17 protein-coding genes and 1 pseudogene are annotated in these 20,638 nt (G+C 74.9%); 9 read left to right on the plus strand and 9 right to left on the minus strand.

Annotated elements, in window-relative coordinates; translation table 11 throughout:
* Nucleotides 1-525 (plus strand): annotated as a pseudogene (locus ABZV78_RS22440) (hypothetical protein); the annotation flags it as partial.
* Nucleotides 526-540: 15 nt separating this feature from the next.
* On the opposite strand, the gene ABZV78_RS22445 reads toward ABZV78_RS22440, so the two are convergent.
* A complete protein-coding gene (locus tag ABZV78_RS22445; protein WP_355641409.1) occupies nt 541-1,233 on the minus strand; it encodes a lysophospholipid acyltransferase family protein in 693 nt (230 codons plus the stop codon).
* A gap of 249 nt (nt 1,234-1,482) precedes the next feature.
* Here ABZV78_RS22445 and ABZV78_RS22450 point away from each other — a divergent pair, with 249 nt between their 5' ends.
* Nucleotides 1,483-2,337 carry a DUF308 domain-containing protein gene (locus tag ABZV78_RS22450; RefSeq protein ID WP_355641411.1) on the plus strand — a complete coding sequence of 285 codons (855 nt, stop codon included), beginning with the start codon at nt 1,483-1,485 and terminating at the stop codon, nt 2,335-2,337.
* Between the two features lie 174 nt (nt 2,338-2,511).
* Nucleotides 2,512-3,930 (plus strand): trehalose-6-phosphate synthase, encoded by a 1,419-nt coding sequence (locus ABZV78_RS22455; RefSeq protein WP_355641413.1) that lies wholly within the window; start codon nt 2,512-2,514, stop codon nt 3,928-3,930.
* A 16-nt stretch (nt 3,931-3,946) separates the two neighbouring features.
* Here ABZV78_RS22455 and ABZV78_RS22460 read toward each other — a convergent pair whose 3' ends face one another.
* From ABZV78_RS22460 to ABZV78_RS22485, 6 genes are all read right to left on the minus strand, one after another.
* Nucleotides 3,947-4,768, minus strand: a complete 822-nt coding sequence (locus ABZV78_RS22460; RefSeq protein ID WP_355641415.1) for an alpha/beta fold hydrolase — start codon at nt 4,766-4,768, stop codon at nt 3,947-3,949.
* Between the two features lie 58 nt (nt 4,769-4,826).
* Nucleotides 4,827-6,230 (minus strand): NAD(P)-binding domain-containing protein, encoded by a 1,404-nt coding sequence (locus tag ABZV78_RS22465; protein WP_355641417.1) that lies wholly within the window; start codon nt 6,228-6,230, stop codon nt 4,827-4,829.
* A 103-nt stretch (nt 6,231-6,333) separates the two neighbouring features.
* The gene (locus tag ABZV78_RS22470) at nt 6,334-7,032 is read right to left on the minus strand and encodes an endonuclease/exonuclease/phosphatase family protein (RefSeq protein WP_355641419.1); all 699 of its coding nucleotides are present in this window, start codon (nt 7,030-7,032) and stop codon (nt 6,334-6,336) included.
* A gap of 1 nt (nt 7,033) precedes the next feature.
* Nucleotides 7,034-7,990, minus strand: a complete 957-nt coding sequence (locus ABZV78_RS22475; RefSeq protein ID WP_355641421.1) for an ROK family glucokinase — start codon at nt 7,988-7,990, stop codon at nt 7,034-7,036.
* A 63-nt stretch (nt 7,991-8,053) separates the two neighbouring features.
* Nucleotides 8,054-8,734, minus strand: a complete 681-nt coding sequence (locus tag ABZV78_RS22480) for a hypothetical protein (protein WP_355641423.1) — start codon at nt 8,732-8,734, stop codon at nt 8,054-8,056.
* 41 nt (nt 8,735-8,775) lie between these two features.
* On the minus strand, nt 8,776-9,231 hold the full coding sequence (locus ABZV78_RS22485) for an SRPBCC family protein (RefSeq protein WP_355641425.1): 456 nt from the start codon (nt 9,229-9,231) through the stop codon (nt 8,776-8,778).
* 189 nt (nt 9,232-9,420) lie between these two features.
* Between ABZV78_RS22485 and ABZV78_RS22490 the strand changes: the two genes are divergently transcribed.
* The 5 genes from ABZV78_RS22490 (at nt 9,421) to ABZV78_RS22510 (ending at nt 16,408) form a co-directional block, all read left to right on the plus strand.
* On the plus strand, nt 9,421-11,226 hold the full coding sequence (locus ABZV78_RS22490; protein ID WP_355641427.1) for a long-chain fatty acid--CoA ligase: 1,806 nt from the start codon (nt 9,421-9,423) through the stop codon (nt 11,224-11,226).
* A 14-nt stretch (nt 11,227-11,240) separates the two neighbouring features.
* The gene (locus ABZV78_RS22495) at nt 11,241-12,932 is read left to right on the plus strand and encodes a GAF domain-containing sensor histidine kinase (RefSeq protein ID WP_355641429.1); all 1,692 of its coding nucleotides are present in this window, start codon (nt 11,241-11,243) and stop codon (nt 12,930-12,932) included.
* A 7-nt stretch (nt 12,933-12,939) separates the two neighbouring features.
* A complete protein-coding gene (locus ABZV78_RS22500; RefSeq protein WP_007072219.1) occupies nt 12,940-13,608 on the plus strand; it encodes a response regulator transcription factor in 669 nt (222 codons plus the stop codon).
* Nucleotides 13,609-13,818: 210 nt separating this feature from the next.
* Nucleotides 13,819-14,631 (plus strand): SAM-dependent methyltransferase, encoded by an 813-nt coding sequence (locus ABZV78_RS22505; RefSeq protein ID WP_355641431.1) that lies wholly within the window; start codon nt 13,819-13,821, stop codon nt 14,629-14,631.
* Between the two features lie 88 nt (nt 14,632-14,719).
* Nucleotides 14,720-16,408, plus strand: a complete 1,689-nt coding sequence (locus ABZV78_RS22510; RefSeq protein ID WP_355641453.1) for a bifunctional diguanylate cyclase/phosphodiesterase — start codon at nt 14,720-14,722, stop codon at nt 16,406-16,408.
* A gap of 6 nt (nt 16,409-16,414) precedes the next feature.
* On the opposite strand, the gene ABZV78_RS22515 is transcribed toward ABZV78_RS22510, so the two are convergent.
* Together ABZV78_RS22515 and ABZV78_RS22520 are read right to left on the minus strand one after the other, a co-directional pair.
* On the minus strand, nt 16,415-17,089 hold the full coding sequence (locus ABZV78_RS22515) for a response regulator transcription factor (RefSeq protein ID WP_355641433.1): 675 nt from the start codon (nt 17,087-17,089) through the stop codon (nt 16,415-16,417).
* Entirely contained in the window at nt 17,041-18,342 is a 1,302-nt protein-coding gene (locus tag ABZV78_RS22520; protein ID WP_355641435.1) for a histidine kinase, read from the minus strand. The genes ABZV78_RS22515 and ABZV78_RS22520 overlap by 49 nt, the downstream gene beginning before the upstream one ends.
* Before the next feature lie 151 nt (nt 18,343-18,493).
* Here ABZV78_RS22520 and ABZV78_RS22525 point away from each other — a divergent pair, with 151 nt between their 5' ends.
* Entirely contained in the window at nt 18,494-20,602 is a 2,109-nt protein-coding gene (locus ABZV78_RS22525) for an MMPL family transporter (protein ID WP_355641437.1), read from the plus strand.
* Nucleotides 20,603-20,638: the final 36 nt, after the last annotated feature.

Consider the following 20,638-nt stretch of genomic DNA (forward strand, 5'->3'; position numbering starts at 1 on the left):
CGACTGCACGCTCGAGCCGGGCTGGGCACCGATGACCGCCTCTGGGCTCGCCCAGTGGGGTCCGCCCGCCACCAAGGACTGGTCGACGAGCTGGCCGACGCCTGGTCGGCGGTGCCCGCGCTGGCCAGCGGCGAGTGGATCGCCGCCGCCGCGTACGCGGCCGCGCTGGCCGGCCGGGACGCGGCCGTGCGGGTCCGGGCCATGCTGGACCGGCTCGACCACCGCACGCCCTGGTCGGAGGCGGCGCTGCGGACGGTCACCGGGGCGGTCGCGGCGGCCGACGGCGACCACCGCCGGGCGGCCGAGCTGCACCTGGCCGGGGCGGAGGTCTACGCCCGGATCCCGGACGTGACCGACCGGATGCTGGCCCTCGCCCTGGCCGCCGCCGAGCTGGAGCTGGCCGGGGAGCCGGAGGGCGCCCCGCTGGCGGAGGTGCGGGCGTTCGCCCAGCGCAACGAGGCGCCGGGGCTGCTGGCGCTGGCCCGCCGCCCGGTCCCGGACGCCGGTCCCGCGGTCGCCTGCTGAGCCGGGCCGGCGGCGTCAGGCGGGCACCGGCTCCCGGGGCTGGGCCTTCGCCTTCTGCGCGTACATGTCCACGTACTCGCGGCCGGAGAGCTCCATCAGCTCGTACATGATCTCGTCGGTGACGGCGCGCTCGACGAACCGGTCGCCGGGCATCCCGGCGTAGCGGGAGAAGTCGAGGGGGGCGCCGAAGCGGATCCGCACGCGGCCGAGGTTGGGGATGATCTGCCCGGTCGGCTGGATGGCGTCGGAGTTGAGCATGGCCATCGGCACCACCGGGGCGCCGCTCTCCAGGGCGAGCCGGGCCACGCCGGTCTTGCCCCGGTAGAGCCGGCCGTCCGGCGAGCGGGTGCCCTCCGGGTAGATGCCCGCGATGCCGCCGGACCGGAGCACCCTGAGCTGGGTGTCCAGGGCGGCGCGGGCGGCCCGGCCGCCGGAGCGGTCGACCGGGATGGTGCCGGAGCCCACGAAGAACATCTTGGTCAGCCAGCCCTTGAGGCCCTTACCGGTGAAGTATTCGGCTTTCGCGATGAAAGTGACTTTTCGCTTGACGATCAACGGGGTGAAGATCGAGTCGGAGAAGGAGAGGTGGTTGCTGGCCAGGATCACCGGGCCGGTCTCCGGGACGTTCTCCAGCCCCTCGACCTGCGGGCGGAAGATCAGCCTCAGCAGCGGGCCGAGGATGATGTACTTCAGCAGCCAGTACAGCACCGGGGTCCTTCCAGACGGGAGCGGTGACCGGCCACGGTCGCCGGGGCGCGGCGGGGGCCGCCGGGACGTGCCCGGACCGCGCCCGGCGCGCCGTCGGCGAGCGGGACTGTCGGGGAAGAGCGTACGAACAGGGAGCGGCACGCCACAACGCACTCCCGGAACCGGGTCCCGACGTGTCAGGATTCAGGGCACGACGGCTTCAGGTCGCGGGGCGGAACGCACCGGCGGGTGCGGCGAAGGGGGTGTCCGGTGTCAGGGGGCGGGCCCCGCCGGGGACGGCGGGACAACGGGCTCGACGCGGCCGAATACGCGGTCGCGGGCGACGTCGATCCGCGCGTCGGGGAGCACCTGCTCGACGTGCTCGCCGCCGGCGGGATCGCCGCCTACCTCCAGCCCTCGGCCGACCTCAACCCGGTGACGCGCACCACAACGGTCCCGTCCCGCCCGATCGACCGGCTCTACGTCGACCGCTCCCACCTGACCACCGCCCGCGACTACCTCACCCAGCTCACCGACGAGGGCGACCGCGAGCCGGCCCGCGACGACGAGCCGGACATCGAGGCCGAGTGGGCGAGGATCGTCGCCGGATTCCACACCGCGCCGACCGCCGGGAGCCACCCCTGGCCGGCCGCCGAGGACGTCGACGACCCGGTCGACCCGGTCGACCCGACCACGCCGGGCGGCACCGCCGCGGGCCGCGCCGAGGAGCCCGCCGGCCCCACCGCGACCGACGTGCGGCGGCTGCCCTACGCGGCGGACGTCTCCGGCATCTCGGTGAGCCGGGGGCGGCAGGACGAGCCCTCGCTCCTGGACGGCCTGGACACCTTCGGCGCCGACCTGCCGGGCGACGGGGAGGAGGAGCACTTCACCCCGCCACCGCCGCCCCCGCTGCCGCGCTTCTCGAAGTACGCGGTGCTGGGCGTGCTCTGCATCGTGGTCGGGTTCCTGCTCTTCCTGTCGCCCACCGTGCTGTCGGTGGTCGACCCCTCGGTGGTGACCCTGCTCGGCTTCACCGGCATCCTGGCCGGCTTCGTGATGCTGATCTGGCGGCTGCGCCCCGGCGACTCCGACGAGCACGACCCGGACGACGGCGCGGTCGTCTGACCCCGCGGGCGCCCGCCGCCCGGATGGCGGGACGCCGCGCGCTCCGGGCCGGTCAGGTAACAGGGGTGTAACTTACTGTCAGTAGGAATACCGCTGTACGTCACACCCCGCACCGGCTGTCCGGGTTGTGCCCCTCCTCGGGTGGTCGGTCCTCTGCAGATCGGAATGCCCGAGATGCGACAGAGCCCCCTCGTGGTGGTGGCCAACCGCCTTCCCATCGACGACAGTGTGGCGCCGGACGGCGCCTTCGAGTGGCGCCGCAGCCCCGGCGGCCTGGTGAGCGCCCTGCACCCCCTGCTCCGGCACACCCCGGCGACCTGGGTGGGCTGGGCCGGCGGCACCGGCCCGGCGCCGCACCTGCCCGACGTGGACGGCGTCCGGATGCGCGCCGTCCCGCTCAGCGGCGAGGACTTCCGCGACCACTACGAGGGCTTCGCCAACGCCACCCTCTGGCCGCTCTACCACGACGCCGTCGAGCAGCCCGAGTACCACCGGCGCTGGTGGGAGGCGTACCAGCGGGTCAACCAGCGGTTCGCCGAGGCCGCCGCCGAGGTGTCCGAGCCGGGCGGGCTGGTCTGGGTGCAGGACTACCACCTCCAGCTCGTGCCGGGGCTGCTCCGCGACCTCCGCCCCGACCTGCGGATCGGCTTCTTCCTGCACGTGCCGTTCCCGCCGCCCGAGCTGTTCATGCAGCTCCCCCGCCGGGCCGAGTTGCTGCGCGGGATGCTCGGCGCCGACCTCATCGGCTTCCAGCGGGCCCAGGCCGCGCACAACTTCGCCCAGCTCGCGACGAAGGTGCTCGACCTGCCCGCCACCGACCGGCGGATCGGCGTGGGCGACCGGGTGGTGCGGATCGGCGCCTTCCCGGTCTCCATCGACACCGCCGAGATGGCCGCGCTCGCCGCCCGGCCCGACGTCGCCGACCGCGCCCGGCGGCTGCGCCGGGACCTCGGCGACCCGGACCGCGTCATCCTGAGCGTCGATCGGATGGACTACACGAAGGGCATCGAGCAACGGCTCAAGGCCTACCACGAGCTGCTGGCCAGCGGGGACGTCAAGGTCCGCGACACCGTGCTGGTCCAGGTGGTGGTGCCCAGCCGGGACCGGGTGGCCCAGTACCAGGTCCTCCGCGACCGGGTGGAGCACCAGGTCGGCCGGATCAACGGCGAGTTCGGCCGGGTCGGCGAGCCGGCGATCCACTACCTCAGCCAGCCCTTCGCCCGCACCGAACTGGTCGCGCTCTACCGGATCGCCGACGTCATGGCGGTGACCCCGCTGCGGGACGGGATGAACCTGGTGGCCAAGGAGTACGTGGCCGCCCGGGTGGACGGCGGCGGCGCGCTGCTGCTCAGCGAGTTCGCCGGGGCGGCCGCCGAGCTGGCGCAGGCGTACCTGGTCAACCCGCACGACCTGGAGGGGCTCAAGGCGGCGCTGCTGGCCGCGCTGCGGGCCGCGCCGGAGGACGTCGCGGACCGGATGCGGGTGATGCGGGAGCACCTGGGCCGCAACGACATCCATGCCTGGGCCCGGTCCTACCTCCGCGCGTTGGACGAGAGCGGACCGCTGGTCACCCGGCTCGCCGGCACCGAGTGAGCCGGGCGCCCGGCGCTCACCCGAGGGCGGGCGCCGGGTCCTTGTCCAGCCAGTCGAGGATCGCGTCGATCGGCTCGCGCCAGCGGGCGTCGAGCATCAGGTCGTGCCCCATGCCGGGGAAGAGCAACGGGGCCGACGCGTAGCGGCGGGCCGCCCGGGTCAGCGCGGCCGGCGGCACCACCCGGTCGTCGGGGCTGCCCAGCACCAGCACCGGGGGGCGGCCCACCGCCGGCTCCGGCTGCCGTCCGGTGAGCAGCTGCCACTGCGCCCGGCGGCCGGCCCGGCCCAGCCGGGAGACGTACCGTCGGGCCTCGACGTCGGGCAGGTCACGGCTGAACAACTGCCGGCGGTTCAGGCGCAGGCCGGCGCCGAACACCGCGGGCACCGTGCCGGCGGGGTTGCGGCGCAGCGCCGTGCCGAACGTGCCCCACCCGCCGAGCACCGGCGCGACCAGCACGGCCGCCCGGGCCGGGTAGCGCGCCAGGGCGTGCGCGACCACCCGGGCGCCGGCGCCGTGCCCCACCAGCACCGCCTGCCGCGGCAGGCCCGCCGCCGCCTGGACCACGTCATGGGTGTACGACCGCAGCGTCGCCTCCGGCGCCGGCTCGCTGCCGCCGTGCCCCCGCAGGCTCAGCGCGTACGCCGGGAAGCCGCGGCCGGCGGCGTGCCCCAGCCAGTGCTCGACGAACGCCCACGCCCCGTGCCCGAACCCGGGCACGAACAGCAGCGGCGGCTTCGCCTGGTCCAGCTCGGGCACCGCGGCGACCATCTCGCGGCGGGCCGGCCGCTCCGGACGGGCCCACTCCCAGCCCCGGACCACCCGCACCCGCTCCACCATCACTGAGCCAGCCTTTCGTTCGCGACTGCGGGACTCCGCTGCGCTGCGTTCCTCGCGCTCACTTGCCCGCCAGGTCGTGGAGCGCCCGCTGGAGCGCGCGCAGGTAGTCGGCGTGCCCGACCTCGAACCAGTGCCGGGTGCTGTCCTTGACCTTTCCCGAGTACCGCTCGCCGAGGCCGGCGGCGACCTTGCGGCCGAACGCGGCGGCCCGGTCCGGGCGGGTGGCGCGCAGGGTGAGCAGCCGGGCGAACAGCACGCTCTGCCAGTGCGAGATGGGGAAGATGCCGGAGTCCGGCTGCACCAGGCCGACCACCGCCAGGGTGGGGTGGCCGGCGGCGAACGCGTTGAGCCAGAGCCGGGGGCGGCCCGAGCCGTCCGCGTCGCCGAGCACCTTCCCCTCGAGGAACTCGAAGCGCGGCAGGTAGCCGGTGGCGAAGACGACCAGCTCGGGGTCGATCTCGCGGCCGTCGGCCAGCTCGACGGTGCGGTCGCCGAACCGGGTGATGTCGGGAACCGGGGTGATCTCGCCGTGGCCGACGTAGTAGACGAGCTGGCTGTTGGCGATCGGGTGGGTCTCGTAGACCCGGTGGTCGGGCCGGGGCAGGCCGAACCGGGTCAGGTCGCCGACGGTCGCCCGCAGCGTCCAGTGGTAGAGCCACTGCCGCACCCGCAGCGGCACCCGCAGCGCGAGCAGGGTGTCGTTGACCTGGTCGGCGGGGCGGCCGAAGACGTACTTCGGGGCGTACCAGTAGCCGCGGCGGGTGGCGTGCCAGCAGCGGGACGCCTGCTGGGCCGCCTCGACCGCGATGTCGCAGCCGGTGTTGCCGGCCCCGACGACCAGCACCCGCTTGCCGCGCAGCTGGGCCGGGTCCTTGTAGGACGAGGCGTGCATGACCTCGCCGCGGAACTGCTCCAGCCCCTCGTAGCGGGGCAGCTTGGGCGACCAGTTGTGCCCGTTGGCCAGCACCACGGCGGCGTAGCGGGAGGTGCGCTCCGGGCCGTAGCCGCCGGTGCTGCGGGTGGTGACGTCCCAGCGGTCGCCCTCGACCGGCTCGACCCGGACCACCTCGGTGCCGAACCAGACGTGCTGGCGCAGGTCGAAGTGGTCGGCGTAGCGCTCGAAGTAGGACAGCAGCTGGGCGTGGTGCGGGTAGTCCGGCCAGTCGTCCGGCATCGGGAAGTCGGGGAACTGGGTGAACGGCCGGGACGAGATGAGGTGCGTGCTGGCGTACACCGGGCTGCGGTCGTGCCGCCAGTTCCACGCCCCGCCGACACCGGTCTCCCGCTCGTAGCAGTCCACGCCGAAGCCGGCCTCGCGGAGGTTCTTCACGGCGGTCAGGCCGCTGGCCCCGGCGCCGATGACGCAGACGGTGTCGCCCCGGTCGGAGACCGGGCGGCCGTCCCGGGTCGGGGCGACCGTCGGGTCCGGGTCGGGGCGGCCGAGGTCGGTGGAGGAGGACACCGGGAATCTCCTTTTGTGCGGCACGAGTGCCGGGTCGGTGCGAAATCCTGCCGACAATGGCCGCCGTTGTCCAGCCCCCGTGGCCGGAGTGGCGGGCGGGGGCTCAGTCGCCGGCGGGCAGCAGCAGGTCGACCAGGACCGGGAAGTGGTCGCTGGCCTGCCGCGTCCGCGGGGTGTCCACCACGTCGTAGTCGACGACCTCGACGCGCGGGTCCACGAAGAGGGCGTCGATGCGCCGACGAGGGTTCGCGCAGGAGTAGGTGAGCCGGTCGGCCCGGTCCATCGCCACCGCCGCGTCGGTCAGCCCCGCCGCGACGGTCCGCCAGGCCGCCCCGTCCGGCCCCTCGTTCAGGTCGGCGCCGGCCACCACGGGCAGCGTCGCGGCGTCCAGCTCCCGCTTGAACGCGGCCGCCTGGCCGGGCCGCTCCGCCGGGTCGGTGGAGAGGTGGGAGCCGGCCAGCAGGAACCGGCTGCCCCCCACGAGGCACTCGGCGTACGCGGCGCCGCGCAGGTGCCGCCCCGGGGTCAGCGGGTAGCGCTGGCAGCGGGTCGCCGTCACCCGCACCCGCAGGCTGGTCAGCAGCACGTTGCCCAGCGACGGCAGGCCGCCGGCCGCGACGACCAACCCGAACGAGTCGGCCAGCGTGGCGCACTTCTGCCGCCACCGGAACCGCCGCGGCCCCTCCTGGACGATCACCACGTCCGGCTCGGCGGCCCGGACCACCTCGGCCAGCGCGGCGGTGTCGTCCCGCTGGCTGTGGATGTTGTAGGAGACCACCCGCAGCGGCACGCCTGCCGGCACGTCAGATCCGCCGGGCCAGATCGGCGGCGCCGATGACCCCGGCGGTGTTGCCCAGCTCGGCCGGGCGCACCTCGGCGACGGGCAGCCGGCTGCGCTGGGCCAGGGCGTCGGTGAACGACCGGCGGGTCGGGCCGAGCAGCAGGTCGCCGGCGTCGATCACGCCGCCGCCGACCACCAGCACCTGCGGGTCGAGGATCTGCGCCATGTCCGCCAGGCTGGTGCCGAGCCAGCGGCCGACCTGGGCGAACGCCTCGGCGGAGACCGGGTCGCCGCCCTTCGCGGCGGCGGTCACCATCGGCCCGGTGATGCCCTCGGCCTCGCCGCCAGCCAGCTCCAGCAGGGCGCTGGCCCGGTGCGGCTCCTGGCGGGCGGCGGCGCGGGCGAAGCGGACCAGGGCGCTGCCACTGGCGTACTGCTCGATGCAGCCGAGCCGGCCGCAGCCGCACTGGTGGCCGTCCGGCACGGTGAGCATGTGCCCCAGCTCGGCCGCGATGCCGTTGGCGCCGCGGACCAGCTCGCCGCCGAGCACGATGCCGCCGCCCACGCCGGTGCCGATGGTGAACATGACCATCGAGTCGTCGGCGTGCCGGGCCGCGCCGTAGCGGAACTCCGCCCAGGCCGCGACGTTCGCGTCGTTCTCCACGATCACCGGCAGGCCGGTGGCGTTGCTGACGTAGTCGCGCAGCGGCTCGTCCCGCCAGGCCAGGTTGGGGGCGAAGAGCACGGTGGAGCGGGAGGCGTCGATCCAGCCGGCCGCGCCGATGCCGACCGCGTCGACGGTCCGGCCGGTGGCCAGCTCGGTGACCAGCTCGATGATGACGTCGCGGGTCTTGGCCACGTCGTCGGCGGGGGTGTCCCGTCGGGCCTGCACGAGAACCTTGCCGGCGTCGTCCACGACACCGCCGGCCACCTTCGTGCCACCGACGTCGACTCCGATGGTCAGCGTCACCGCTGCCACTCCCCTCTGCTGTGCTGCCCGGCCCCGGCCGAACCGGCCGTGCGATCCCGGGATGTCCGGTGGTCAGGCCCCGTCGCCTGGTGCGTCCTCGCCCACCTCGCCGGACACCCGCGAGGCGGGCACCACGGGACGACCGGCCGGCGGCCGGCTCGGCGCCGGCACGTCCGGCCCGGCGGCGGGCGGCACGACGGCACCCGCATCGGCCGCGCCCTCCCCCCGGGTGGCGGCGGACCACACGTCCTGCTCGGGTGCCGGCTGAGAATCATGCCCGGTACGGGTCGCCTCGCGCCACACGTGGTCCCCCTCCGCGGTCCCGGCGGCGACCCCGTCGGACCCGCCCGGCCCCGACGGGCCGCCCGCCCCGGCCGGCTCGGCCGGGGCGAAGGCGCGCAGCAGGCTGGCCACCCCGGCGGCCAGGTCGCCGGCGCCGGTGGCGAGCCGCTCGGTGAATTCGGGACTCGGATCGCGCAACGCCGCGATACCCCGGCAGACCGGGCAGACACAGCATTCCGGCGATCCGGTGGCGAACCGGGCGCCGCCGCCGGACCCGCCGGAGGCGGTGGACGACCGGTCGCCCGCGTCGGCGCCACCCGGGGTGTGACCGAGGACACCCGACAGGATCCCACCGAGCGGACCCCAGGGCCCGGCCCCGGGCGCGGCGGCGGCCAGCTTCGCGCTGGCCAGCAGCATGGCGACGAGGCGCTCGGCCTCTTCCCGGGCCGAACCCGGATCAGTGGTGCCCATGGTTCGGCTCCTCCAGCGTGACAACCGGGACGACGGTCGGGTCAGTGGGCCGCACCGAGTGCTTCTACCCGGCGCTTGAGCTGCTTCAACGCCGCGTCCATGATCATTTTCTCGGCCTTGCGGCGAAACATGCCGAGCATCCCCACCGAGAGCTCCACCTCGAGGGTGTAGGTCACCGTGGTCGTTCCGTCCGGATTGCCGTCCAGGTCGTACGACCCGCGCTGGGACTTCTGCATCTTCGAGGGCGCCACCAGGTGCCACTCGATCCGGGAGATGTCCTCGGCGTACTCGTAGGCCAGCACGTACTCGTCGGCCATCACGCCCGCGTCGATGGTGAACCGGACCTGGCTGGCGTAGCCGTCCTCGTACTCCTCGACCACCTCGGCCCGCCGCACCGCCTCGGCCCACTCTGGGTAGCGGGGGAAGTCGCAGATGACCGCCGCCACCCGGTCCGGTGACGCGCCGACGACGATCGACTGGGTGGAGGAGTCCGCCATGGGGGGAGGCTACCCGGCGACGGGGCCCCGCGTGCCGCTCCACCCCCGCACGTCGCGGCGCGCCCGGCAAGGGACGTGTCCCACCAGCCGGGCGGGCAACCTCCCTACCGCCTCCCCGGGAGCGGGCGGGTAGGTTTCGACAAAGCCGACCACGGCCGGCCCGGCCGGTGCGAGCACGAGGGAGTGCAGGTGCGCGAGTTCTCCGTTCCGCCGATCGTCACCGTCGGCGACGCGGCCAACCTGACCGACCCGGTCTGGGACAACGCCGAGGTCGCCCCCGACGCCGTGCAGTTCGTCCGGCGCGCCGAGGGCACCGCGGGCGCCTGGATCGACGTGACCTGCCGGCAGTTCCGCGACGAGGTCGTCGCGGTGGCCCGCGGCCTGGTCGCGGCCGGTGTCTCCCGCGGCGACCGGGTCGGGTTGATGAGCCGCACCCGCTACGAGTGGACCCTGCTCGACTACGCGATCTGGGCCGCCGGCGCGGTCACCGTGCCGATCTACGAGACCTCCAGCGCGGAACAGGCCGCCTGGATCCTCGCCGACTCCGGCGCGGTCGCCGTGGTGGTGGAGAGCACCGCGCACGCCACCCTGGTCGCCGGGGTCCGCGACCGGCTGCCCGAGCTGCGCGACGTCTGGCAGATCGAGCTGGGCGCGGTCGACGAACTGGTCGCCGCCGGCGCGTCGGTCGACCCGGCCGACGTCGAGGTGCGCCGCTCGACGCTGAAGGCCGACGACGTCGCCACCATCATCTACACCAGTGGCACCACCGGCCGGCCCAAGGGTTGCGTGCTGACCCACCGCAACATCTACGCCGACATCGCCAACGCGGTGCCGGTGCTGCCGAACCTGTTCCGCCCGGGCGCCTCCACGCTGCTCTTCCTGCCGCTGGCGCACGCCTTCGCCCGGCTCATCCAGGTCGGCATGGTGCAGGCCCGCGCCACCATGGCGCACTGCTCCGACACCAAGAACCTGGTCGGCGAGCTCCAGGAGTTCAAGCCGACCTTCGTGCTCTCCGTGCCCCGGGTCTTCGAGAAGGTCTACAACGCCGCGCGGCAGAAGGCCGAGGCCGACGGGAAGGGCAAGATCTTCGACCGGGCCGAGAAGGTCGCCATCGCGTACAGCGAGGCGCTGGAGACCCCCGACGGGCCGGGCCTGGGCCTGCGCACGCAGCACGCGCTCTTCGACAAGCTGGTCTACCGCAAGCTGCGGGCGGCGATGGGCGGCCGGTGCCGGGACGCGATCTCCGGCGGCGCCCCGCTCGGCGCCCGGCTCGGGCACTTCTTCCGCGGCGTCGGGGTGACCATCTGCGAGGGTTACGGCCTCACCGAGACCGCTCCGGCCGCCGCCGCGAACCTGCCCGGGCACACCCGGGTCGGCACGGTCGGCCGGCCGCTGCCCGGCGTCACCATCCGGATCGACGACGACGGCGAGGTCCTGATCGCCGGGGAGATCATCTTCCAGGGGTACTGGCACAACGAGGCGGCCACGGGCGAGGCGCTGAGCGCCGACGGCTGGTTCCGCACCGGCGACCTGGGTCAGCTCGACGAGGACGGCTACCTCTCCATCACCGGCCGCAAGAAGGAGATCATCGTGACCGCCGGCGGCAAGAACGTCGCCCCAGCGGTGCTCGAGGACCAGGTCCGGGCACACCCGCTGGTCAGCCAGTGCCTGGTGGTCGGCGACCGGCAGCCGTTCATCGCGGCGCTGGTCACCATCGACGAGGAGGCGCTGCCGAAGTGGCTGGCCGCGCGCGGCCGCCCGGAGGACACCAGCGTGGCAGAGCTGCGCGGGGACGAGGCGCTGCGGGCCGAGGTGCAGGCCGCGGTCGACCAGGCGAACCAGTCGGTCTCCAAGGCCGAGGCGATCAAGGTGTTCCGGATCCTGCCGCAGGACTTCACCGAGGCGACCGGCGAGCTGACCCCCTCGCTCAAGGTCAAGCGGCAGGTCGTGCACAAGACGTACGCGGCGGAGATCGCGGACATCTACCGAGGCTGACTACCATCCGTCACGTGCCCGCCTCGACACCCAGCCAGCCGCAGACGCAGTCCCTCGCGGCCGCGGCGCGCGTGGTCCTCCTCGCGCTGGTCGCCGCCCTGACCCTGTTCGCCACCCGCGACGCCACCCAGCTGTGGTGGATCGCCCTGCTCGGCGTCGCCGGGCTGCCCGCCGTGCTGGCCCCCCAGCACCGGCTGCTCGCCCCGATCAGCCGCTTCGCCGAGGTGGTGGTCCTCGGGCTGGCCGCCAGCCAGGTCGCCGCCGACACCCACCTCACCGGCGTCACCGGCGGGCTGGGCGCCTCGGCGGTGCTGCCGTACCTCGCCGTGCCGGTCACCGTGACCGCGCTGCGCCGCCGGTTCCGCGAGGGCGCCGCGCTGCTCGTGGTGACGGCGGCCACCCTGCTGGTCAGCGCGGCCTTCACCGAGGTCGGCGGCGAGCCGCAGCTCGGCCAGCTCGGCTACCTGGCGGTCTGCGCGCAGTGGCTGATCCTGGCCGGCATCGGCCTCTTCACCGCCGGCACGCTCCAGCGGGTGATGCGGGTCCGCGGCGAGGGCAAGCCCCAGCCGTACGCGGAGGCCACCCGGCTGCTCACCCAGCTGCGCACGGTCGCCCGCCAGCTTCCCGGCGCCACCCTGGACCCGGGCGGCATCTCCGAGCACCTGCTGGAGGAGCTGCGCGTGGTGGCGAAGACCGACCGGGGCGCGGTGCTGTCGGCCAGTGGCGGCGGCCGGCTCGTGGTGCTCGCCCAGATCGGCGCGGACCGGGTGGACTGGGAGACCACGCTCGACGCGGACTCGGCCATCGCCGACGCCTGGGCCAGCCAGCAGCCGACCACCTCGGCCCGCTCGCAGGCCCGCTCCCGGGCCTCCGGCGAGGTCTCGGCACTCATCGTGCCGCTGGTCGCCGGGGTGCGCACGGTCGGCCTGGTCGTCGTCGAGGCGGACACCGCGCACGCGTACCCGCCGCCGGTGGTGTCCCGGGTGACCGCGCTGACCGGCCCCGCGGCGCTGCGCCTGGAGGCCGCGCTGCTCTTCGACGAGGTGCGCTCGCTGGCCACCAACGAGGAGCGGCAGCGGCTGGCCCGGGAGATCCACGACGGGGTCGCCCAGGAGCTGGTGATGGTCGGCTACGGCATCGACAACGCCCTGGCCACCGTGCACGACGACGCCGAGGAGACCGCCGACTCGCTGCGCACCCTGCGCCAGGAGGTCACCCGGGTGATCACCGAGCTGCGGCTGAGCCTGTTCGAGCTGCGCAGCGAGGTGGACCGGCACGGCGGCCTGGCCGCCGCCATCGCCGAGTACGCCCGCACCGTCGGCGCCTCCGGCGGCCTGCGGGTGCACCTGTCCCTGGACGAGTCCACCGCCCGGCTGCCCGCCGCCACGGAAGCCGAACTGCTGCGCATCGCGCAGGAGGCGGTGACCAACGCGCGCAAGCACGCCGGGGCGGCGAATCTGTGGGTCACCTGTGAGGTGGACCCCCCGTACGCGCAAATTGAAGTGTCGGATGACGGTCACGGCATCGGTGACCAGCGCCCCGACGGGCACTACGGTCTTGCGATCATGGCCGAGAGGGCGGAACGTATCCGGGGCCGGTTGGAGATCAGGCCGCGGCAACCCAGCGGCACGACCGTGGCGGTGGTACTCGGCACCTCGCCCCGGCGCGATAAGGTGCGCGGCAGCGCAGCAGCAGAAGGGGAGTAACCCGAGGATGACCACCAGCCCGACACCGGCCACCCGGACCAAGGTTCTCCTTGTCGACGATCACGATCTGATCCGCAAGGGTCTGCGGCACGCCTTCGAGCGGGACCGGCAGTTCGAGGTCGTGGGCGAGGCGGCCACGGCCGCGGAGGGCGTGCGCCAGGCCGGCGCGCTCCAGCCGGACGTAGTGATCATGGACCTGCGGCTGCCCGACGGCAGCGGCCTGGAGGCCACCCGCGCCCTGCGCAAGTCCAGCGCGTCGATGGGCATCGTCGTGCTCACCATGTACGCGGGCGACGACCAGCTCTTCGGCGCCCTGGAGGCGGGGGCGAGCGCGTTCGTGCCGAAGACCGCCCCGGCCGACGAGGTGGTGGCCGCCGCCCGGCACGCCGCCTCCTCCCCCAGCGCGTTCACCGCGGCCGACCTGGCCGAGGCGATGAAGCGCCGGCTGGCCCCGTCCGGCCCGCAGCTGTCCCCGCGTGAGGGCCAGGTGCTGCGGCTGCTCGCCGACGGCATGAGCGTCGCCGGCATCGCCAAGCAGCTGTTCGTCAGCGAGTCGACCGCCAAGACGCACATCTCGAAGCTCTACGAGAAGCTCGGCGCCGCCAACCGCGCCCAGGCGCTGATGACCGCGCTGCGGCTGGGGCTGCTGGAGGCCCCGGACGCCCCGAAGTTCTGACGGCGTCCCGCCAGCTCGACGCCGGAGAGGCCCCCGTCCGCACCCCGGACGCGGGCCTCTCCGGCATTCCGGGCGCCCGCGACCGCGTACGGTGAGGCGCCGGACGCGTAGCGACGGCGGTCTTTGCACCGCGACGGCGGGCGGGCAGAATACCCGGGTGATCCGCGCGGCGGCGACCCCCGCGCGCCGCCGACACAAAGGGGCAAGCGCATGCAGCGGCCGGACTGGGCACCCGAATCCATCGACATCGAGCGCCCCAGCGTGGCCCGCATGTACGACTACTACCTCGGCGGCTCGCACAACTTCGCGGCCGACCGGGCCGCCGCCCGGGCCATGGTGGAGGCGGTCCCGGAGGCCCCGCTGATGGCCCAGGCCAACCGGGCCTTCCTCCGCCGGGCCGTGCAGTTCCTGGCCGACGCCGGGGTACGTCAGTTCCTGGACATCGGCTCCGGCATCCCGACCGTGGGCAACGTGCACGAGATCGCCCAGCGGATCGACCCGGAGTCCCGGGTGGTCTACGTCGACGTCGACCCGGTCGCCGTGGCGCACAGCCAGGAGATCCTGGCCGGCAACGACCGGGCCGCGGTGGTCCAGGAGGACCTGCGCCGGCCGGAGGCGATCCTGCGCCATCCCGACGTGCTCCGGCTGCTCGACTTCTCCCAGCCGGTGGCCGTGATGATCGTGGCGGTGCTGCACTTCATCCCCGACACGGACCGTCCGGAGGAGCTGCTACGCACGCTGCGCGCGGCGCTGGCCCCCGGCAGCTACCTGGTGATGTCGCAGGCCAGCGACGACGGGCGTGCCGGCACCGGCGAGCGGGCCGAGGCCGAGCGGGTCTACCGGCGCACCGACAACCAGCTCTTCATCCGCAGCCGGGCCGAGCTGGCCGCGCTCTTCGCCGGCTTCGAGCTGGTCGACCCGGGCGTGGTCTGGGTCCCGGAGTGGCGGCCGGACGCTCCGGAGCAGGCGGAGAACGCCGAGCAGGCGGTCTTCATGGGCGGCGTCGGGCGGCTCGGTGGGTGACGACGGGCCCACCGCCACCAGTCGCTCCCGCCCCGGCGCCTTCGCCCGGGCCTGGGCCAAGGCGGTCTCCGGGACCAGCTACCTGCCGATGACCCAGGCCCAGCTGGAGGCGCTGCTCCAGCGGCTCACCGAGCGGCTGGCGCTGGCGCTGCGCACCGACCCGTTCGACCTGCGGATCGGCCAGCAGGTCGGCGCCGAGCTGGTGCAGTCGCACATCGCCTCCGCCGAGGGGCTCGGCCGCACCATCGAGGTGATCCAGCTCCGCCTGGTCCGGGACCTCGACCTGGCCGTGGACGACGTCGAGGACCGGATGGCCCGGCTGCTCGCCACCGTCGCCACCGGATACGCCCGCGCCCTGCGCGACCGCACGCTCGACGAGCAGGAGGCCATCCGGCGGGCCGCCATGGTGGCCCGGGCGCAGGCCGAGCGGGCGCTGCGGGAGAGCGAGGCCCGGTTCCGGCACCAGGCCACCCACGACCCGTTGACCGACCTGCCCAACCGCACCCTGTTCACCGAGCGGCTCACCGCCGCGATCACCGCGCCCGGGCGGGGCGCCGACCGGATCGGGGTCTGCTTCCTCGACCTGGACCGGTTCAAAGTGGTCAACGACTCCCTCGGTCACCAGGTCGGCGACTCGCTGCTGGTCTCGGTGGCGCGGCGGCTGCGCCGGGCGCTCGGCGAGCACCTGGTGGCCCGGCTGAGCGGCGACGAGTTCGTCATCCTGGTCGAGCGCGCCGGCTGCACCGAGGATGTGGTCAAGGTGGCCGAGGCGGCCCTGGCGGCGGTGAGCGAGCCGGCGCTGGTCGAGGGGCACGAGCTGACCGTGTCGGCCAGCGTCGGCATCGTCGACCGGCAGGTGGCCGGCACCTCGCCGATGGAGCTGATGCGCGCGGCGGACAGCACGCTGCACTGGGCCAAGGCGGCCGGCGGGGCCCGCTGGTCGCTCTTCGACGCCGACCGCAACCGCCAGGAGCTGGCCCGGTACGCCCTCTCCGCGGCGATCCCCGCCGCGCTGGACCGGGGCGAGTTCTACCTCGACTACCAGCCGCTGACCGGGCTGCGGGACGGCCGGGTGGTCGGCATGGAGGCGCTGGTCCGCTGGCGCCACCCGGAGCTGGGCGTGCTCCGCCCGGACAGCTTCATCCCGCTGGCCGAGGAGACCGGCCTGATCGTCCGGCTCGGCAGCTGGGTGCTCGCCGAGGCGTGCCGGGAGGCGGGCACCTGGGCGGCCGGGCCGGCCGGCGCCCCGTTCGTCAGCGTCAACCTGGCCGTCCGCCAGCTGCACCGGCCCGGGCTGGTGCAGGAGGTGCAGGGCGTGCTGGGGCGCACCGGCCTGCCCGCCGAACGGCTGCAGCTGGAGGTCACCGAGAGCACCATGATGAGCACCGTGGCGGACCCGGTCCGCGCCCTGCGCGTGCTGGCCGACCTCGGCGTCCGGGTGGCCATCGACGACTTCGGCACCGGCTACTGCAACCTGGCGTACCTGCGGGACCTGCCGGTGAGCGAGCTGAAGGTGGCCGGCAATTTCGTGGCCGGGCTGCGCGCCCCGGCCGACGACCCGGGCAGCCGCACCGACGAGCGGATCCTCGCCTCGCTGGTCTCGCTGGCGCACGCCATCGGCCTGACCGTCACGGCGGAGGGCGTGGAGACCGCCGACCAGGCGGACCGGCTGCGCGCGATCGGCTGCGACGCCGGGCAGGGCTGGCACTTCGGCCGCCCCGGGCCGGCGGCGCCGCACCTGGACCGCTCCCCCGCCCTGACCGACACCGCCTCCTGAGCCGGGTCAGGCCGGGGTCCGCGGCCGGCGGCCGTCCTCACCGTGCAGGTAGGCCAGCACGGCCAGCACCCGCCGGTTGTCGTCGCCGGACGGCGGCATCCGCAGCTTGCTGAAGATGTTGTTGATGTGCTTGTTGACCGCCTTCTCGGTGACGAAGAGCCGGGCCGCGACCGCCGCGTTGGACCGGCCCTCCGCCATCAGGCCGAGCACCTCCCGCTCCCGGGGGGTCAGCTCGTCGAGCGGATCCGCCCCGGACCGGCTGGCCAGCAGCTGGGCGACCACCTCCGGGTCCATCACCGTGCCGCCGGCGGCCACCCGGCGCACCGCGTCGACGAACTGGTCCACGTGGGACACCCGGTCCTTGAGCAGGTAGCCGACCCCACCGAGCCGGTCGGAGAGCAGCTCCCGGGCGTAGAGCTGCTCGACGTGCTGGGACAGCACCAGGATCGGCAGCCCGGGGATCTCGGCTCGGGCGCGGATGGCGGCCTGCAACCCCTCGTCGGTGAAGGTCGGTGGCAGCCGGACGTCGAGCACCGCCACGTCGGGACGGTGCTCGACCAGCGCGGGCAGCACCGAGGGTCCGTTGTCGACGGCCGCGACCACCTGGCAGCCGAACGCCTCCAGGATGCGGATCAACCCGTCCCGGAGGAGGGCGAGATCCTCGGCGATGACAACTCGCACGGCAGCTCCATGCTGATGACGGTGGGTCCACCGGCCGGACTGGTCACCACCATCGTCCCATCGAACGCGGCCAGGCGACGCCCCATCCCCGCCAGGCCGCTGCCCGCCGCCGGGTCGGCCCCGCCCCGCCCGTCGTCACCGACCACCATGGTCAGCCGCCCGTCGGTGTGGCCGAGCTCGACCCACGCCCGGGACGCCCCGCTGTGCTTGCTGACGTTCGCCAGCCCCTCGGCCACCGCGAAGTACGCGGCGGACTCCACCGGTGCGGCCGGGCGGCCCGGCAGGTCGACGGTCACCGCCACCGGCAGCGGCACGGCCAGCGCCAGCGCACGTACCGCGCCCGCCAGGCCGCGCTCGGCGAGCACCGGGGGGTGGATGCCGCGCACCAGTCCGCGCAGCTCGGCCAGGGCCTGCCCGCTGGTCTCCCGGGCCTCGGCGAGCAGCCGCCGCACCGCCTCCGGGTCGTCCCCCACGAGCTGCTCGGCCAGGCCGATGCTCATGCTCAGCGCGACGATCCGGGCCTGCGCGCCGTCGTGCAGGTCCCGCTCGATCCGCCGCAGCTCGGCCGCCTGCGCGTCCACCGTGTCAGCCCGGGTGACGGTGAGCTGGTGGACCCGCAACGCCAGCTCGGCCGTGCGGGTCGGTGGCAGGAAGAACCGCGCGAAGGCCAGGTGCAGCCAGACCAGCCAGCGCCCGGCGGCCAGCCCGCCGACCAGGATCAACGCGCCCAGCGGGAAGCAGAGCAGCGCCTCCAGGAGGTTGTCGACCGGCCAGAACGGGCCGTAGCCGTAGAAGTCGACGGTCAGGTGCAGCACCAGCGGAACCCCGAGCACGCCCTCCAGGCCGTATAGCGGCAGGACGAAGGCGGCCAGGCAGACCGCGCCGGTGACCGCGCCGGGCAGCAGCCAGGACAGGTCGCGCCAGGTGGCCGGGTCGCTCACCACCCAGCGGAACCGCCGCCAGGTGCCGAACTGCGCGCCGGCCGGCGCCGGCAGGTAGGGCGTGGCCATCTCCACCCCGCCCCAGCGGGCCAGCCGGCGGTGCAGTCCGGCGCAGAGCCGTACCAGCGCGGTGGCCACCGGGAACAGCGCGAACCCCACGCCGAACACCGGGATCAGCAGCAGCGACACCAGCGACAGCACGAAGAGCGCGACGTGCGTGCCCAACGACAGCAGGGCGGTCAGCAGTCCCTGCGCGGCGGTCACCGCGCCGGGCCGGATCCAGGTGCGGAGCAGTCCGCGTACGCCGTCCACGGGCCCATTCTGCGGCACCGGCCGCACCGGATCGGTGGTGCTGGCACCACCCCGGCCGGCGCGCTGGCACCCCTGACCCGCGCCCGCCCGGTCCGAAGGATCGGAAGCGGGGGTCGCCGACCCCGCAACCGTGACGACGAAGGGAACTCGGATGTCCCCGCAACGCCTGGCCGGCCTGCCCGCCGGCCGCCGCGGCAAGTACGCGGTCCTCCTGCTCTGGCTGGCGCTGCTCGTGGCGGCCGGCCCGCTCGCGGTGAAGCTCGGCGAGGTGCAGGACAACTCGACGCTCGGCGCGCTGCCGGCCGACGCCGAGAGCAGCCGGGCCGTGCAGCGCGCCGAGGCGGCCTTCCCCGACTCGCGGCACCCGATCGCCATCGCCGTCTACGTCCGCGACACCGGACTCACCCCGGCCGACCGGGCCCGGGTCGAGGCCGACCGGGCCGCCTTCGCCCGGTACGCCGACGGCGGCGCGGTGTCCCCGCCGGTGGCCGCCGCCGACGGCCGGGCACTGCTGCTCTCCCTGCCGGTCAGCCTCGACGACGAGCGGCGCGCCGAGGCGGTCGGCGCGCTCAAGGACCGGCTGGCCGACGGCGCGCCACCCGGCCTGCGGACCGCGCTGACCGGGGACGCGGCCGCCGAGCACGACGTCTTCGACGCGTTCTCCGGGATGGACGGCGCGCTGCTGCTGGCCACCGCGCTCACCGTCGCCCTGCTCCTGCTGGTCACCTACCGCAGCCCGGTGCTGTGGCTGGTCCCGCTGGTCGCGGTGGCCGTCGCCAACCAGCTCGCCGGGGCGGTGGTCTACCTGCTGGCCCGGCACGCCGGGCTGGCCGTCGACTTCCAGAGCCAGACCATCCTCACCGTGCTGGTCTTCGGCGTCGGGGTGGACTACGCCCTGCTGCTCATCGCCCGCTACCGGGAGGAGCTGCGGCGGCACGCCGACCGGCACGCCGCCATGGCCGCCGCCCTGCGCCGCTCGGCCGGGGCGGTCTGCGCCTCGGCGGCGACCGTCGCGATCGGACTGCTCTGCCTGCTCGCGGCCGACCTGCCGTCCACCCGCGGCCTGGGTCCGGTCGGCGCGGTCGGCATCGCCGCGGCGCTGCTGGCCATGACCACCCTGCTGCCGGCGGTGCTGGTGCTGTGCGGCCGGTGGCTGTTCTGGCCGTTCGTGCCCCGGTACGCACCCGGCGCCGACACCCGCGACCACACCGCCGACCACGGGATCTGGCGCCGGATCGCCGGCCTGGTCGCCGGCCGGCCCCGGGCGGTCTGGCTCGGCACCGCTGCCGCGCTGGCCGCGCTGACCCTGGGCATCGGCAACCTCGGCCTGGGCCTGCCCGACGAGGAGTCCTTCACCACCGAGGTCGGCTCGATCGCCGGGCAGCGGCTGATCGCCGCCCACTACCCGGGCGGCTCGGCCGCGCCCGCCGAGATCCTGGCCACCGCCGGGACGGCCGACCGGGTGGTGGCCGCCGCCCGCGCGGTGCCGGGCGTCGCCGAGGTGGGCGCGCCGGAGCGCTCGACGGACGGCCGCTGGGTGCGGGTGCCGGCGGTGCTCGCCGCCGCCCCGGACAGCGACGCCGCCCGGGACGCGGTGACCCGGCTGCGGGCCGCCGTGCACGCGGTGCCCGACGCGCGAGCCCTGGTCGGCGGGCGGACCGCCACCGTGCTCGACGAGGAGCGCACGGTGAACCGGGACAACCGCGTGGTCATCCCGCTGGTGCTCGCGGTCGTCCTGGTGATCCTGGTGCTGCTGCTCCGGTCGCTGGTCGCGCCGCTGCTGCTGATGGCCAGCGTGGTGCTGTCGTTCGCGGCGGCCATGGGCGCGGCCGGGCTGCTGCTCGACGCCATGGGTCACCCGAGGCTCTTCATCGGGGTCCCGTTGCAGGCGTTCCTGTTCCTGGTGGCGCTCGGGGTGGACTACACGATCTTCCTGATGACCCGGGCCCGGGAGGAGGTCGCCCGGATCGGGCACCGGCCGGGCGTGCTGCGGGCGCTGACCGTCACCGGCGGGGTCATCACCAGCGCGGGCGTGGTGCTGGCCGCCACCTTCGGCGCGCTACTGGTGCTGCCGCTGGTGCCGTCGGTGCAGATGGGCGTCATCGTGGCGGTCGGCATCCTGCTCGACACGCTGCTGGTGCGCAGCCTGCTGATCCCGGCGCTGACCCTGGACCTCGGCGTGCGCACCTGGTGGCCGGGCCGGCTCGCCCGCCGGTCGCCGCAGCCGGTCCCGGCGGAGCCGGCTCTCGCCCGGACCTGATCACCGGCCCCGGCGTGGTGGCCCCGGCACGGCGCC

This window comes from Micromonospora sp. NPDC004540, from assembly GCF_040610095.1.
Taxonomy (GTDB): domain Bacteria; phylum Actinomycetota; class Actinomycetes; order Mycobacteriales; family Micromonosporaceae; genus Micromonospora.